Here is a 14,100-nt window from a genome sequence, read left to right as displayed (position 1 = left end):
TCGCGTTTCTCAAGAATGCGAGTGGGCACTCGTATTTGTCAATCGCGTTCGGAGAGCTGGGGACAAACGTGTCCGACACCTCGGAGAAGGAGCAGCCGCGCCGCCGCCAGGCCCGCGGCGAGCGGCGCATCGCCCAGTTGCTGGAGGCCGCCGCGTCCGTCTTCTGCACGACCGGTTACACGGCCGCCAGCACCAACGCGATCGCCCGCGAGGCGGGGGTCTCGCCGGGCACGCTCTACCAGTTCTTCCCGAACAAGGAGGCGATCGCGGTCGAGCTGGGTGACCGGCTCATGCACGAGATGCGGGACGCCTACGGCGAGGCGCTCGCGCCGGTCGACCCCGTCACCCCGCTGGAGGAGGCCGTCGGCGCGGCCGTCGACCGGTTCATGGCCTTCAACACCGAGCACCCGGTGTTCTTCGCACTGATGCACGGCCCCGACATCCCGGGCCGGATCGCCGAGGCCCACGACCAGCTGCACGCGACGCTGGTCGGCCGCGTCGAGGCCCTGCTCACCTCGCTCCTGCCCGACGCGCCCCCGGCCGACATCACCCGTACGGCCCACGTCTGTCTGGGCATCTACAAGGCCGGCCTGGAGTTGGTCGTCCGCCACGAGGGAGCCGAGCGCGAGGCGTACGTCCAGGAGATCAAGGACGTTTTGGTCCGCTACCTCGACCCCCTCGTCGGCGACCGCCTCAGCCAGGGCTGAGCCCTGGCGGGCGGGTCCGCCCCGCCCCGGTACGGCTCGCCGAGCGCCGGGGACCGCTCTTTGAGAAATACCCCCTAGGGGTATAACCTGAGGAGCGTGGGGTTCCCTCGCGGACCCCGGCAGCCCCATCAGCTCCACCTGCCTCGACGAGGAGAACGACATGAGCGCCCAGACCGACACCCCCGGCTCCGTCACCGCCGTCTACAAAGTGAGCGGCATGAGCTGCGGCCACTGCGAGGGCTCCGTGTCCGGCGAGATCTCCCAGCTGCCCGGTGTCACCTCCGTCCAGGCCGTGGCCGCGAGCGGCGAGGTCACCGTCGTGTCCCAGGCCCCGCTCGACGAGGAGGCCGTCCGCGCCGCCGTCGACGAGGCCGGCTTCGAGCTCGTCGGCACGGTCTGAGAGCAGGCCCCGCACTTCCCGGGTCCGGCCCGCGACCGGTCCCGGACGGAAACCTTTCCCCGACCGGGCCGTACCGACCAGCTCATACTGGATTCCGTACGCCCCGGTCCGATGTCTGGAGTCCGGACATGTCCAGCACCACCACCCAGCCGGCCACCGAGAGCGCGATAGCCCCCTCCTCCGAGGTGGAACTGCTCATCGGCGGGATGACCTGCGCCTCCTGTGCCGCGCGCGTGGAGAAGAAGCTCAACCGCATGGACGGCGTGAGCGCCACCGTGAACTACGCGACGGAGAAGGCGAAGGTCAGCTACGGCGACGGCGTCCAGGTCGCCGACCTGATCGCCACCGTGGTGAAGACCGGCTACACGGCCGAGGAACCCCCGCCGCCGCAGCCCGAACCCGAACCGGAGGCCCCGGGCGACGGAACACCAGCCGAGGACCGCGAGCTGGGCGCCCTGCGGCACCGGCTGCTCGTCTCCGCCCTGCTCGCCGTCCCCGTGGTGCTGCTCGCCATGGTGCCCGCGCTGCAGTTCGACAACTGGCAGTGGCTGTCGCTGACCTTGGCCGCGCCGGCCGTGGTCTGGGGCGGGGCGCCGTTCCACCGGGCCGCCTGGACCAACGCCCGGCACGGCGCCGCGACCATGGACACCCTGGTCTCCGTGGGCACGCTGGCCGCGTTCGGCTGGTCGCTGTGGGCGCTGTTCTTCGGTGACGCGGGCCGGCCCGGCCTGCACGACGAGTTCCGCTTCACTGTCTCGCGGATGGACGGCTCGTCCACCGTCTACCTGGAGGTCGCCGCCGGAGTCGTCGCGCTGATCCTGCTCGGCCGCTTCCTGGAGGCCCGCTCCAAGCGCCGCGCGGGCGCCGCGCTCAGGGCCCTGATGGAACTGGGCGCCAAGGACGTCGCCGTCCTGCGCGAGGGGCGCGAGGTGCGGGTACCGGTGTCCGCGCTGGCCGTGGGCGACCGGTTCGTCGTACGGCCCGGCGAGAAAGTCGCCACCGACGGCACCGTCGTCGAGGGCGTCTCCGCCGTGGACGCCTCCATGCTGACCGGTGAGTCCGTCCCCGTGGACGTCGGCCCCGGCGCGAAGGTCACCGGCGCCACGGTCAACGCCGGCGGCCGGCTCGTCGTCGAGGCGACCCGGGTCGGCGCCGACACCCAGCTGGCCCGGATGGCCCGGCTGGTGGAGGACGCGCAGAACGGCAAGGCCGAGGTGCAGCGGCTCGCCGACCGGATCTCCGCCGTGTTCGTGCCCGTGGTCATCCTGATCGCGCTCGGCACGTTCGGGGTGTGGCTCGGCGTCACCGGGGACACCGTCGCCGCGTTCACCGCCGCCGTCGCCGTACTGATCATCGCCTGCCCCTGCGCGCTGGGCCTGGCCACGCCGACCGCGCTCATGGTCGGCACCGGGCGGGGCGCCCAGCTCGGCATCCTCATCAAGGGCCCGGAGGTGCTGGAGTCCACGCGCCGCGTCGACACGGTCGTCCTGGACAAGACCGGCACCGTCACCACCGGCCGCATGACCCTCCAGGAGGTGTACGCCGCCGACGGCACCGACGAGACGGAGGTGCTGCGGCTCGCGGGCGCCCTGGAGCACGCCTCCGAGCACCCGGTGGCCCGCGCGGTCGCGGCCGGCGCCGAGGAGCGCACCGGGGCCCTCGCCCCGGTCGAGCTCTTCGAGAACGTCCCCGGGCGGGGCGTACGCGGGCGCGTGGGCGGCCGCGAGGTGGCCGTGGGGCGCGGTCTGTACGACGAGCTGCCGCCGGAGCTGGCCCGCGCCGCCGAGGAGGCCGAGCGGAACGGCCGTACGGCTGTCGTCGCCGGCTGGGACGGGCGGGCGCGCGGGGTGCTCGCCGTCGCCGACGCGGTCAAGGAGACCAGCGCCGAGGCGGTGCGCGAGCTGCGCGCCCTGGGGCTCACGCCGGTGCTGCTGACCGGGGACAACCAGACGGTCGCCGAGTCGGTCGCCCGGGCCGTCGGCATCGACGAGGTGATCGCCGAGGTCCTCCCCGAGGAGAAGGTGGACGTCGTACGGCGGCTGCGGGACGAGGGGCGGACCGTGGCCATGGTCGGCGACGGCGTGAACGACGCCGCGGCGCTCGCCACCGCCGATCTGGGGCTGGCCATGGGGACCGGCACGGACGCGGCGATCGAGGCCGGCGACCTGACCCTGGTGCGCGGGGACCTGCGGGTGGCGGCGGACGCCATCCGGCTCTCCCGGCGCACGCTCGGCACCATCAAGGGGAACCTGGTCTGGGCGTTCGGCTACAACGTGGCCGCGCTGCCGCTGGCCGCCGCGGGACTGCTGAACCCGATGATCGCGGGGGCGGCGATGGCCTTCTCCTCGGTGTTCGTGGTGTCGAACAGCCTGCGGCTGCGCACGTTCCGCTGAAATCGCCCGAATCGCCCGGAGGACTTCCCGAGTTCGTCCCAGGCGATGTAAGAGTCCCCCTAGAGTCCTGCGCGCGCCTCACATAAGCTCTTCACAAGGCTCGCGCATCATCCTTACGCTGGGAGCCCTGATCACCGTATCGGGGCTCTTGCGTATCTAACGGACACATGCAAGAGACGCAGATCACAGTGATGCGAACGTAACCATCGAAGGGGTTCGAAGGTCTAAGTTGGCGATGTCAGTTCGGCGTCTTGGGGGGCGCTGACTGGCATCTGGGGATGTCTTGGGGGACTTCCTCAGAGATGCGTTGCCGGGGCACGTACACCGGGAAGCTTTGAGCGGCCCTCCCTGCGTGCGCTGTCCCGGCACCTCGCACCGCATCACTGGAGCACGGCGGGTCCGCCCGTCGTGCTCAGACAGCGAATTCAGGCGCTGTCCTCTCCGAGCGCCCGGCCGGATCCCGTGGGGGGAATCCGTACCGGGACATGGGAAGGCGCCCCTGTCGTCGGCCCGTGGGGGGACTGGCGACCGGGGCGCCTTCTTCTTTTCGCTGTGTGCGCCGACCCGAAGGTCGGCGGGCCTCGACCGGCAAGGGCCAGGGGCCCCGACCGGCGACGGTCAGCAAACCTCGACCAGCGAGGCTCAGCGGGCCTCGACCGGCACGAAATCGCGCTCGACGACGCCCGTGTAGATCTGGCGGGGACGGCCGATGCGGGAGCCCGGCTCCTTGATCATCTCGTGCCACTGGGCGATCCAGCCCGGCAGCCGGCCGAGGGCGAACAGGACCGTGAACATCTCGGTCGGGAAGCCCATGGCCCGGTAGATCAGGCCGGTGTAGAAGTCCACGTTCGGGTAGAGGCTGCGCGAGACGAAGTAGTCGTCGGAGAGCGCGTGCTCCTCCAGCTTCAGCGCGATGTCCAGCAGTTCGTCGGACTTACCGAGGGCGGACAGCACGTCGTGCGCGGCGGCCTTGATGATCTTGGCGCGCGGGTCGAAGTTCTTGTAGACCCGGTGGCCGAAGCCCATCAGACGGACGCCGTCCTCCTTGTTCTTCACCTTGCGGATGAAGGAGTCCACGTCGCCGCCGGAGTCGCGGATGCCCTCCAGCATCTCCAGCACGGACTGGTTGGCGCCGCCGTGCAGCGGGCCCCACAGGGCGTTGATGCCGGCGGAGATCGAGGCGAACATGTTGGCCTGCGAGGAGCCGACCAGGCGGACCGTCGACGTCGAGCAGTTCTGCTCGTGGTCGGCGTGCAGGATCAGCAGCTTGTCCAGGGCCGAGACGACGATCGGGTCCAGCTCGAAGTCGTCCGCGGGGACCGAGAACGTCATGCGCAGGAAGTTCTCGACGTAGCCGAGGTCGTTGCGCGGGTAGACGAACGGGTGACCGATCGACTTCTTGTACGCGTACGCCGCGATCGTCGGAAGCTTGGCGAGCAGGCGGATCGTGGAGAGGTTCCGCTGCTTCTCGTCGAAGGGGTTGTGGCTGTCCTGGTAGAAGGTGGACAGCGCGGAGACGACCGAGGACAGCATGGCCATCGGGTGGGCGTCGCGCGGGAAGCCCTTGTAGAAGTTCTTGACGTCCTCGTGCAGCAGGGTGTGCCGCGTGATCTCGCCCTTGAACGTGGAGAGCTCGTCGACGGTGGGCAGCTCACCGTTGATCAGCAGGTAGGCCACCTCCAGGAAGGTGGAGCGCTCGGCCAGCTGCTCGATCGGGTAGCCGCGGTAGCGGAGGATGCCCGCCTCGCCGTCGAGGTAGGTGACGGCGGATTTATAGGCGGCCGTGTTGCCGTAACCGCTGTCCAGCGTCACCAGACCGGTCTGGGCGCGGAGCTTCCCGATGTCGAAGCCCTTGTCACCGACGGTGCTGTCGACCACCGGGTAGGTGTACTCGCCGTCGCCGTACCGCAGTACTACAGAGTTGTCGCTCACGTCTTCCCTCACCGACGTAGTGCCTCATCTTCGAGGTGCCCTGACTGTCTCTACCATCCCCCATTTGGCTCAGGAGAGTGCACTCGGGGTCGACCATTGGGCCTATTGGCGGCACTCAGTGCCGCCAACCTGCTCATCCTGCCCCCTTTGCGGGGCTACCGGAAGTGCTCTGTGACCTTCATGACTCGTTTGATCGATCATTTTTCGCGATGAGCCTGAAGTCGAGGGCCGTGCAGCGCCGTCCGGCCGACACCGTGCGCACCGCCTGCCCGATCGCCTTGCGCGAACCGACGAGCACGACGAGCTGTTTCGCCCGGGTGACCGCCGTGTACAGCAGGTTCCGCTGCAGCATCATCCACGCGCCCGTGGTGACCGGGATGACCACCGCCGGGTACTCGCTGCCCTGCGAGCGGTGGATGGTCACCGCGTACGCGTGCGCCAGTTCGTCCAGTTCATCGAACTCGTACGGCACCTCCTCGTCCTCGTCCGTCAGCACGGTCAGGCGCTGCTCGAACTGGTCGAGCGAGGTGACCACGCCCACGGTGCCGTTGAAGACACCGTTCGTCCCTTTCTCGTAATTGTTACGGATCTGGGTGACCTTGTCGCCGACACGGAAGACGCGCCCGCCGAACCGCTTCTCCGGGACGTCCGGCCGGCCCGGGGTGATGGCCTGCTGGAGCAGGCCGTTGAGGGTACCGGCGCCGGCCGGGCCGCGGTGCATGGGCGCGAGTACCTGCACGTCGCGGCGCGGGTCGAGCCCGAACCGGGCGGGCAGCCGCCGCGCGGCCACGTCCACGGTGAGCCGGCCGGCCTCCTCGGTGTCGTCCTCGACGAAGAGGAAGAAGTCCTTCAGTCCGTCGGTGAGCGGATGGTGACCGGCGTTGATCCGGTGCGCGTTGGTCACCACGCCCGACTGCTGGGCCTGCCGGAACACCCGCGTCAGCCGGACCGCCGGCACCGGGCCGCCCTCGGCGAGCAGGTCCCGCAGCACCTCCCCCGCCCCGACGCTGGGCAGCTGGTCCACGTCCCCCACGAACAGCAGGTGCGCGCCCGGCGGTATGGCCTTGACCAGCTTGTTGGCGAGCAGCAGGTCCAGCATGGACGCCTCGTCGACGACCACCAGGTCGGCCTCCAGCGGCCGGTCCCGGTCGTAGGCCGCGTCCCCGCCGGGCTTCAGCTCCAGCAGCCGGTGCACGGTGGACGCCTCGGCGCCGGTCAGCTCGGCCAGCCGCTTGGCGGCGCGGCCGGTGGGCGCGGCGAGCAGCACCTTGGCGCGCTTGGCGCGGGCCAGCTCCACGATCGAGCGCACGGTGAAGGACTTGCCGCAGCCGGGCCCGCCGGTCAGCACGGCCACCTTCTCGCTCAGCGCCAGCCGTACGGCCGCCTCCTGCTCCGGGGCGAGGTCGGCGCCGGTACGGGACTTCAGCCAGCCGAGCGCCTTGCTCCAGTCCACGTCCCGGAAGGCGGGCATCCGGTCCTCGCCGGTACGCAGCAGCCGCAGCACCTGCCCGGCCAGGGACAGCTCGGCCCGGTGGAACGGCACGAGGTACACGGCCGTGACCGGCTCTCCCCCGTCGCCGCCCGGCACCTTCTCCCGTACGACCCCCGGCTCCTCCCCCTCCTCCCCCGGCTCGGCCAGCGCAGCGAGGCACTCGATGACCAGACCGGTGTCGACCTGGAGCAGCTTCACCGCGTCGGCGATCAGCCGCTCCTCGGGGAGGTAGCAGTGCCCCTGGTCGGTGGCCTGCGACAGGGCGTACTGGAGCCCGGCCTTGACCCGCTCGGAGCTGTCGTGAGGAATCCCCACCGACTGGGCGATCTTGTCGGCGGTGAGGAAGCCGATGCCCCAGACGTCGGCCGCGAGCCGGTACGGCTGGTTCTTCACGACGGAGATGGAGGCGTCTCCGTACTTCTTGTAGATGCGCACGGCGATGGAGGTCGACACCTCCACGGTCTGCAGGAAGAGCATGACCTCCTTGATCGCCTTCTGCTCCTCCCAGGCGTCGGCGATCTTCTTCGTGCGCTTCGGCCCGAGCCCCGGCACCTCGATGAGCCGCTTGGGCTCCTCCTCGATGATCCGCAGGGTGTCCAGCCCGAAGTGCTGGGTGATGCGGTCGGCGAAGACCGGCCCGATGCCCTTGACCAGCCCGGAGCCGAGATAGCGCCGGATGCCCTGCACGGTGGCGGGCAGCACCGTCGTGTAGTTCTCCACCAGGAACTGCTTGCCGTACTGCGGGTGGGAGCCCCAGCGCCCCTCCATCCGCAGCGACTCCCCCACCTGCGCGCCCAGCAGCGCCCCGACGACGGTGAGCAGATCCCCGCCGCCCCTCCCCGTGTCCACCCGGGCGACGGTGTACCCGTTCTCCTCATTGGCGTAGGTGACTCTCTCCAGCACACCTTCGAGCACCGCGAACCGCCGCTCGCCACCCGTGGAACTCCCCGCCTCCTGAGCCATGATCCGACGGTACCGGCGAGGACTGACAACGAGCACTGTTACTGTGCGTGCCCGTGACCGCAGCCAACAGCGCCGACACCGTCCGGGAGTTCCAGTCCCGCGTCGAGACGGCCGTCGCGAACACGCCGTACCGCATGACCCGGACGGGCCAGGGGTTCGACCTCGTCGTCGGCGTCCGCGGCCGGTATCCGCAGACGCACACGTACCGCGTCGTGCTGCGCCCGCGGGAGCGGGACTTCACGATGACCGACGTCGTCCGGTCGTCCGGCCGCCGGGTGGCCGGCCCGGACGGGCAGCAGCGGACCACGAAGGTGACCTCCGGGCGGAGCGTGTACGTCGTCGTCACCTCCCGCGGCGCGGACGGCGGCGAGCCGTACCGTTTCTCGTCCGCCGACGGCCACCGCCTGATCCGGGGCGTGGCCCGCGAGCTGGGCTGGCGCGAGGCGAGGCCGGCCGTTGTGAAGGGCGCGATCGCTGCCGGGATCGTCGGCGGGCTCGTCGCCCTCGGCACACTGCTGGCCCTGGCCTTCGTGTTCCTGATCTGATGGTCGGGCCGGCTTCGGCGGTGACGGGAGTGGGTGGGTGCATGTTCGACTACGACCTGTTGGTCGTCGGGTCGGCCAATGCGGACCTGGTGGTGGGTGTCGAGCGGCGGCCGGGTGCCGGTGAGACCGTGCTCGGTGGGGACCTGGCCGTGCACGCGGGCGGGAAGGGCGCCAACCAGGCCGTCGCCGCCGCCCGCCTCGGGGCGCGTACGGCGCTGCTGGCCCGGGTCGGCGACGACGACCACGGCCGGCTGCTGCTCGACTCGCTCCGCTCGGCCGGGGCGGACACGGTGGGCGTCCTGGTGGGCGGCGTGCCGACGGGCGTCGCCCTCATCACCGTCGACCCCTCCGGCGACAACAGCATCGTGGTGTCGCCCGGCGCCAACGCCCGCCTCGCGCCGGAGGACATCCGGGTGGCGGGCAGCCTGCTGTACGCCTCCCACGTCATCTCCGCGCAGCTGGAGATCCCGCTGGAGACGGTCGTCGAGGTCGTGCGGAACCTGCCCGAGGACAGCCGGTTCGTGCTGAACCCCTCCCCGCCCCGCCCGCTCCCCACCGAAGTGCTGGCCGCCTGCGATCCGCTGGTCGTCAACGAGCACGAGGCCCGGGTGATCCTCGGCGGGGCCCTCGTCAGCGAGGACCCGGCGGACTGGGCCCGGCTGCTGCTCGCCAAGGGCCCGCGTTCGGTGGTCGTCACACTGGGCGCACGGGGCGCGCTGGTCTGCGACGGCGCCGAGGTGACCCGGGTGCCGTCGCCGGAGGTGGACGCGGTGGACACCACGGGTGCGGGCGACGCGTTCACGGCCGCCCTGGCCTGGCGCCTGGGCGCGGGGGCCCCGCTCCGGGAGGCGGCCGGCTACGCGGCCCGGGTGGGTGCGGCGGCGGTCACGAAGCGGGGCGCGCAGGAGTCGTACCCGACGGCGGCCGAGGTCGAGAAGCTGCGCTGAACCAGCGGTTCCCGCGCCGGTCGGGACGGGCCGGCGTGCCGCCACAGCCCCCTCCACGCCATCACCGGCCCACGTCCGTCCCATGAGGCGGGCCTACATGCCGCCACGGTGCCCTCCACGTCATCACCGGCCCACGTGCGTCCCGTGGGGCGGGCCTGCATGCCGCCACGGTGCCCTCCACGTCATCGTCGGCCCACGTGCGTCACGTACCGCTCGACCGTTTCCGTCAGGACCTCCCTGCCGTCGCGGGTCCACAACTCCTCGTTGAACAGTTCGACTTCGATGGGGCCGGTGTAGCCGGCGGCGTCCACGTGCTCCTTCCACGCGCGCAGGTCGATCGTGCCGTCGCCGAGCTGACCGCGGCCGTTGAGGACGCCCGCGGGCAGGGGGACGGTCCAGTCGGCGAGTTGGAAGGCGTGGATGCGGCCCGCCGCACCGGCGCGGGCGATCTGGGCGGGGGCCCGGTCGTCCCACCAGACGTGGTAGGTGTCGACGGCGACGCCGACCTGGCCGGCGGGGAAGCGTTCCGCGAGGTCCAGGGCCTGGGCGAGGGTGGAGACGACGCAGCGGTCGGCGGCGTACATCGGGTGCAGCGGCTCGATCGCGAGGCGGACCCCGCGGTCCGCGGCGTACGGCGCGAGGACGGCGAGCGCGTCGGCGACGCGTTCACGGGCTCCGTGGAGGTCCTTGCCGAACACGGGCAGGCCGCCGGAGACCAGGATCAGGGTGCCGGTCCCGAGGGTGGCGGCCTCGTCGATCGCCGCGTGGTTGTCGCCGAGGGCCTCCTGCCGCTCCACGGGGTCGTCCGCGGTGAGGAAGCCGCCCCGGCACAGGGTGGTGACGGTCAGACCGGAGTCCCGCATCAGCTCGGCCGCCGCCTCGACGCCGTAGCGCCGGACCGGCTCGCGCCACAGGCCGACCCCGCGTACGCCGGACTCGGCGCAGGCGTCGGCGAGTTCGGGGAGGGAGAGCTGCTTCACCGTCATCTGGTTGACGGAGAAGCGCTCCGGTGCCGGGTCCGCACTCATCACATCCCTCCGTACAGCGACAGCAGGATCCTCATCCGGGCCTCGGCCAGGTCCGGATCCGGGAACAGGCCCAGGGTGTCGGCGAGTTCGTACGCCCGGGCGAGGTGGGGCAGCGAGCGCGCCGACTGCAGGCCGCCGATCATCGTGAAGTGGCCCTGGTGGCCGGCCAGCCAGGCCAGGAGGACCACGCCCGTCTTGTAGTAGCGGGTCGGTGCCCGGAACAGGTGCCGGGACAACTCGACTGTGGGGTCGAGGAGTTCCCGGAAGGTCGCGGTGTCGCCGGTGTCCAGGGCGCGTACGGCCCCGGCCGCCAGGGGGCCCAGTGGGTCGAAGACGCCGAGCAGGGCGTGGCTGAAGCCCTGGTCGTCGCCCGCGATCAGCTCGGGGTAGTGGAAGTCGTCGCCGGTGTAGCAGCGCACGCCCTCGGGGAGGCGCCGGCGCAGGTCGGTCTCGCGCCGGGCGTCCAGCAGGGACATCTTGATCCCGTCGACCTTGCCGGGGTGCGCGTCGATGAGGTCCAGGACGGTGCCGGTCGCCGCGTCCAGGTCTGGCGAGCCCCAGTAGCCCTCCAGCGCCGGGTCGAACATCGGTCCCAGCCAGTGCAGGACGACCGGCCTGGCGGCCTGGCGCAGGAGGTGGCCGTAGACCTCCAGGTACTCGTCGGGGCCGGTGGCGGCGCGGGCCAGGGCGCGGGAGGCCAGCAGGACGGCCTGCGCGCCCGACTCCTCGACGACGGCGAGCTGTTCCTCGTAGGCGGCGCGGACCTCGGCCGTCGAGCCCGACGTGATCTGGTCGGTGCCGGCTCCGCAGGCGATACGGCCGCCCACGGCGGCGGCCTCGGCGGCGCTGCGCCGGATCAACTCGGCCGCGCCGGCCCAGTCCAGGCCCATGCCGCGCTGGGCGGTGTCCATCGCCTCCGCGACGCCGAGCCCGTGGGACCACAGGTGGCGGCGGAAGGCGAGGGTGGCGTCCCAGTCGACGGCGGCGGGGCCGTCGGGGGTGGTGTCGGCGTACGGGTCGGCCACGACGTGGGCCGCCGCGAAGACCGTACGGGAGGTGAGGGGGGCGCCGGGGGTGAGGGCGAGGGGTGCGCCGCGCGGCTCGTAGGCGCGCCATGCGCCGGTGCCGTCCGGGAGCCGGATGCTCACAGCGTGACCTCCGGGACCTCGATACGGCGGCCTTCGGCGGCGGATCTCAGGCCCAGCTCGGCGAGTTGGACGCCGCGTGCGCCGGCCAGCAGGTCCCAGTGGTACGGGGTGCCGGCGTGAACGTGCCGCAGGAACAGCTCCCACTGGACCTTGAAGGCGTTGTCGAAGGTGCCGTTGTCCGGGACGTCCTGCCACTGGTCGCGGAAGACCTCGGCGGCCGGGACGTCCGGGTCCCAGACCGGTCTGGAGGTCGCCGAGCGGTGCTGGGCGCGGCAGCCGCGCAGGCCCGCGACCGCCGAGCCCTCGGTGCCGTCGACCTGGAACTCGACGAGTTCGTCGCGGTGGACGCGGACCGCCCAGGAGGAGTTGATCTGGGCGACGGCGCCGCCTTCGAGTTCGAAGACGCCGTAGGCCGCGTCGTCGGCGGTGGCGTCGTACGGCCTGCCTCGCTCGTCCCGGCGGCGCGGGATGTGGGTGGCGGTGAGGGCCTGGACGGAGGTGACGCGGCCGAACAGTTCGCGCAGGACGTACTCCCAGTGCGGGAACATGTCGGCGACGATGCCGCCGCCGTCCTCGGCGCGGTAGTTCCACGAGGGCCGCTGGGCCTGCTGCCAGTCGCCCTCGAACACCCAGTAGCCGAACTCGCCGCGGACGGAGAGGATCCGGCCGAAGAAGCCGCCGTCGACGAGGCGCCGCAGCTTCAGCAGGCCGGGCAGGAAGAGCTTGTCCTGGACGACTCCGTGCCGGACGCCCCCGGCGTGGGCCAGGCGGGCCAGTTCCAGGGCTCCGTCCAGGCCGGTCGCGGTCGGCTTCTCGGTGTAGACGTGCTTGCCGGCCGCGATCGCCTTCCTGAGGGCCTCCTCGCGGGCGGAGGTGACCTGGGCGTCGAAGTAGACGTGGACGGTGGGGTCGGCGAGGACGGCGTCCAGGTCGGTGGAGACGTGCTCCAGGCCGTGCCGGCGGGCGATCTCCCGCAGGGCGTGCTCGCGGCGGCCGAGAAGGATCGGTTCGGGCCACAGCACGGTGCCGTCGCCGAGGGCGAGGCCGCCCTGTTCGCGCAGGGCCAGGATCGACCGGACGAGGTGCTGGCGGTACCCCATGCGTCCGGTCACGCCGTTCATGGCGATACGCACCGTCTCGCGTGTCACATGGAGCCCCTTCCAGCCGTGCAGCAAGCGCTTTCTATCACTGTCGAAGCTAGCCTCTCGGCAGCAGTCCCGACAAGGGCCGGTCGAGTCAAGGTTGTTCGAGGGGGCGAACAACCCGGGTGGTTGGCCGTATGGTCTGCTCGGCACGCCCCGCCGGCGCCCGCGGAACCGGGGCCGGGACGGGCGTGTCCAGGAAGACGTACGACCCGTACGACGAACATGCGCGACCGGAGGACGACGACATGACGGTGACCCTGGCGGACGTGGCGGCCCGCGCGCAGGTCTCGCCCGCGACGGTGTCGCGCGTGCTGAACGGCAACTATCCGGTGGCCGCGTCCACGCGTGACCGGGTGCTGCGCGCGGTCGACGAGCTGGACTACGTCCTCAACGGTCCCGCGAGCGCCCTCGCCGCCGCCACCTCCGACCTGGTCGGCATCCTCGTCAACGACATCGCCGACCCGTTCTTCGGGATCATGGCCAGCGCGATCCAGGGCGAGATCGGCGGGCCGGGCGGCCGGGCCGGCGGGGAACGGCTGGCGGTCGTCTGCAACACGGGCGGGTCGCCGGAGCGCGAACTGACCTATCTGACGCTGCTGCAGCGGCAGCGGGCGGCGGCCGTGGTGCTGACCGGCGGGGCCGTGGAGGACGAGCCGCACGCGGCGGCCGTCGCGGCGAAGCTGCGGAAGCTGGCGGACGCCGGCACCCGGGTGGTGCTGTGCGGGCGGCCCCCGGTGCCGGACACCGGCGCGGTCGCGCTGGCCTTCGACAACCGGGGCGGGGCGCGGCAGCTCACCGAGCACCTGACCGGCCTCGGGCACCGGCGGCTCGGCTACATCGCCGGCCCCGAGGAGCGGACCACGACCCGGGACCGGCTGGAGGGACACCGCCAGGCCCTGGAGGCGGCCGGCATCGAGGAGGACGCCCGCTGGACCGTGCACGGCCGCTACGACCGGCGGTCCGGGTACGAGGCCACGCTGGAGCTGCTGCGCCGGGACCCCTCGCTGACGGCTGTGGTGGCCGCGAACGACTCCGTCGCGCTCGGCGCCTGCGCCGCGCTCCGCGAGTCCGGCCGGCGCGTCCCGGACGACGTCTCGGTGGCCGGCTTCGACGACCTGCCCTTCAGCGTCGACGCCGTCCCCGCCCTGACGACGGTACGGCTGCCCCTCGCCGAGGCGGGCGCCCGCGCGGGCCGCATCGCCATGAACCGCGAGGAACCTCCCCTGGGCGGGACCGCCACGGTCCCGGGCGAGCTGATGGTCCGGGGGTCGACGGCGGTCCCGCGCGTGTAAGGGAGCGTCCGCCGCACCGACGACGGCACGAGGGCCCACGGCGCTCCCGCGCGCCTGACGGGGACATCGGCTGCGCCGAGAAAGCCACGAGGACACCTGACCCCGCCC

11 protein-coding genes are annotated in these 14,100 nt (G+C 72.0%); 6 read left to right on the top strand and 5 right to left on the bottom strand.

Going from position 1 to position 14,100, the window contains the following annotated elements:
• Positions 1-68 precede the first annotated feature (68 nt).
• From DBP14_RS23255 to DBP14_RS23245, 3 genes are all read left to right on the top strand, one after another.
• A complete protein-coding gene (locus DBP14_RS23255) occupies positions 69-707 on the top strand; it encodes a TetR family transcriptional regulator (RefSeq protein ID WP_129309084.1) in 639 nt (212 codons plus the stop codon).
• A 160-nt stretch (positions 708-867) separates the two neighbouring features.
• A complete protein-coding gene (locus tag DBP14_RS23250) occupies positions 868-1,107 on the top strand; it encodes a heavy-metal-associated domain-containing protein (protein ID WP_129309083.1) in 240 nt (79 codons plus the stop codon).
• A 128-nt stretch (positions 1,108-1,235) separates the two neighbouring features.
• Entirely contained in the window at positions 1,236-3,500 is a 2,265-nt protein-coding gene (locus DBP14_RS23245) for a heavy metal translocating P-type ATPase (protein WP_129309082.1), read from the top strand.
• A gap of 642 nt (positions 3,501-4,142) precedes the next feature.
• Here DBP14_RS23245 and DBP14_RS23240 read toward each other — a convergent pair.
• Both DBP14_RS23240 and DBP14_RS23235 read right to left on the bottom strand, forming a co-directional pair.
• Entirely contained in the window at positions 4,143-5,432 is a 1,290-nt protein-coding gene (locus DBP14_RS23240; protein ID WP_129309081.1) for a citrate synthase, read from the bottom strand.
• A gap of 178 nt (positions 5,433-5,610) precedes the next feature.
• Entirely contained in the window at positions 5,611-7,887 is a 2,277-nt protein-coding gene (locus tag DBP14_RS23235) for an ATP-dependent RecD-like DNA helicase (protein WP_129309080.1), read from the bottom strand.
• A 53-nt stretch (positions 7,888-7,940) separates the two neighbouring features.
• Between DBP14_RS23235 and DBP14_RS23230 the strand changes: the two genes are divergently transcribed.
• The gene (locus DBP14_RS23230; protein WP_129309079.1) at positions 7,941-8,432 is read left to right on the top strand and encodes a hypothetical protein; all 492 of its coding nucleotides are present in this window, start codon (positions 7,941-7,943) and stop codon (positions 8,430-8,432) included.
• A 41-nt stretch (positions 8,433-8,473) separates the two neighbouring features.
• Complete coding sequence (locus tag DBP14_RS23225) at positions 8,474-9,379, top strand: ribokinase (protein ID WP_129309078.1); 906 nt, start codon at positions 8,474-8,476, stop codon at positions 9,377-9,379.
• Positions 9,380-9,561: 182 nt separating this feature from the next.
• Here DBP14_RS23225 and DBP14_RS23220 read toward each other — a convergent pair whose 3' ends face one another.
• Genes DBP14_RS23220 through DBP14_RS23210 form a run of 3 tightly spaced genes read right to left on the bottom strand, consistent with a single transcriptional unit; the run spans position 9,562 to position 12,703 of the window.
• On the bottom strand, positions 9,562-10,407 hold the full coding sequence (locus DBP14_RS23220; RefSeq protein ID WP_206739326.1) for a sugar phosphate isomerase/epimerase family protein: 846 nt from the start codon (positions 10,405-10,407) through the stop codon (positions 9,562-9,564).
• Positions 10,407-11,555 (bottom strand): dihydrodipicolinate synthase family protein, encoded by a 1,149-nt coding sequence (locus DBP14_RS23215; protein WP_129309076.1) that lies wholly within the window; start codon positions 11,553-11,555, stop codon positions 10,407-10,409. The genes DBP14_RS23220 and DBP14_RS23215 overlap by 1 nt, the downstream gene beginning before the upstream one ends.
• Entirely contained in the window at positions 11,552-12,703 is a 1,152-nt protein-coding gene (locus tag DBP14_RS23210) for a Gfo/Idh/MocA family oxidoreductase (RefSeq protein WP_129309075.1), read from the bottom strand. The genes DBP14_RS23215 and DBP14_RS23210 overlap by 4 nt, the downstream gene beginning before the upstream one ends.
• Before the next feature lie 242 nt (positions 12,704-12,945).
• Between DBP14_RS23210 and DBP14_RS23205 the strand changes: the two genes are divergently transcribed.
• Positions 12,946-13,992, top strand: coding sequence for a LacI family DNA-binding transcriptional regulator (locus DBP14_RS23205; RefSeq protein WP_129312036.1), 1,047 nt, complete (start codon positions 12,946-12,948; stop codon positions 13,990-13,992).
• Positions 13,993-14,100 lie beyond the last annotated feature (108 nt).

This window comes from Streptomyces sp. L2, assembly GCF_004124325.1.
GTDB lineage: Bacteria > Actinomycetota > Actinomycetes > Streptomycetales > Streptomycetaceae > Streptomyces.
The sequence above is the reverse complement of the archived record's forward strand: the minus strand, read 5'-3'. Positions and strand labels throughout refer to the sequence as shown.

Bases quoted from the DNA above. Each gene is read 5' to 3' on its own strand.
- DBP14_RS23250 (WP_129309083.1), top strand. From the start codon at position 868: ATGAGCGCCCAGACCGACACCCCCGGCTCCGTCACCGCCGTCTACAAA.
- DBP14_RS23245 (WP_129309082.1), top strand. From the start codon at position 1,236: ATGTCCAGCACCACCACCCAGCCGGCCACCGAGAGCGCGATAGCCCCC.
- DBP14_RS23235 (WP_129309080.1), bottom strand. From the start codon at position 7,887: ATGGCTCAGGAGGCGGGGAGTTCCACGGGTGGCGAGCGGCGGTTCGCG.
- DBP14_RS23225 (WP_129309078.1), top strand. From the start codon at position 8,474: ATGTTCGACTACGACCTGTTGGTCGTCGGGTCGGCCAATGCGGACCTG.
- DBP14_RS23220 (WP_206739326.1), bottom strand. From the start codon at position 10,407: ATGAGTGCGGACCCGGCACCGGAGCGCTTCTCCGTCAACCAGATGACG.
- DBP14_RS23205 (WP_129312036.1), top strand. From the start codon at position 12,946: ATGACGGTGACCCTGGCGGACGTGGCGGCCCGCGCGCAGGTCTCGCCC.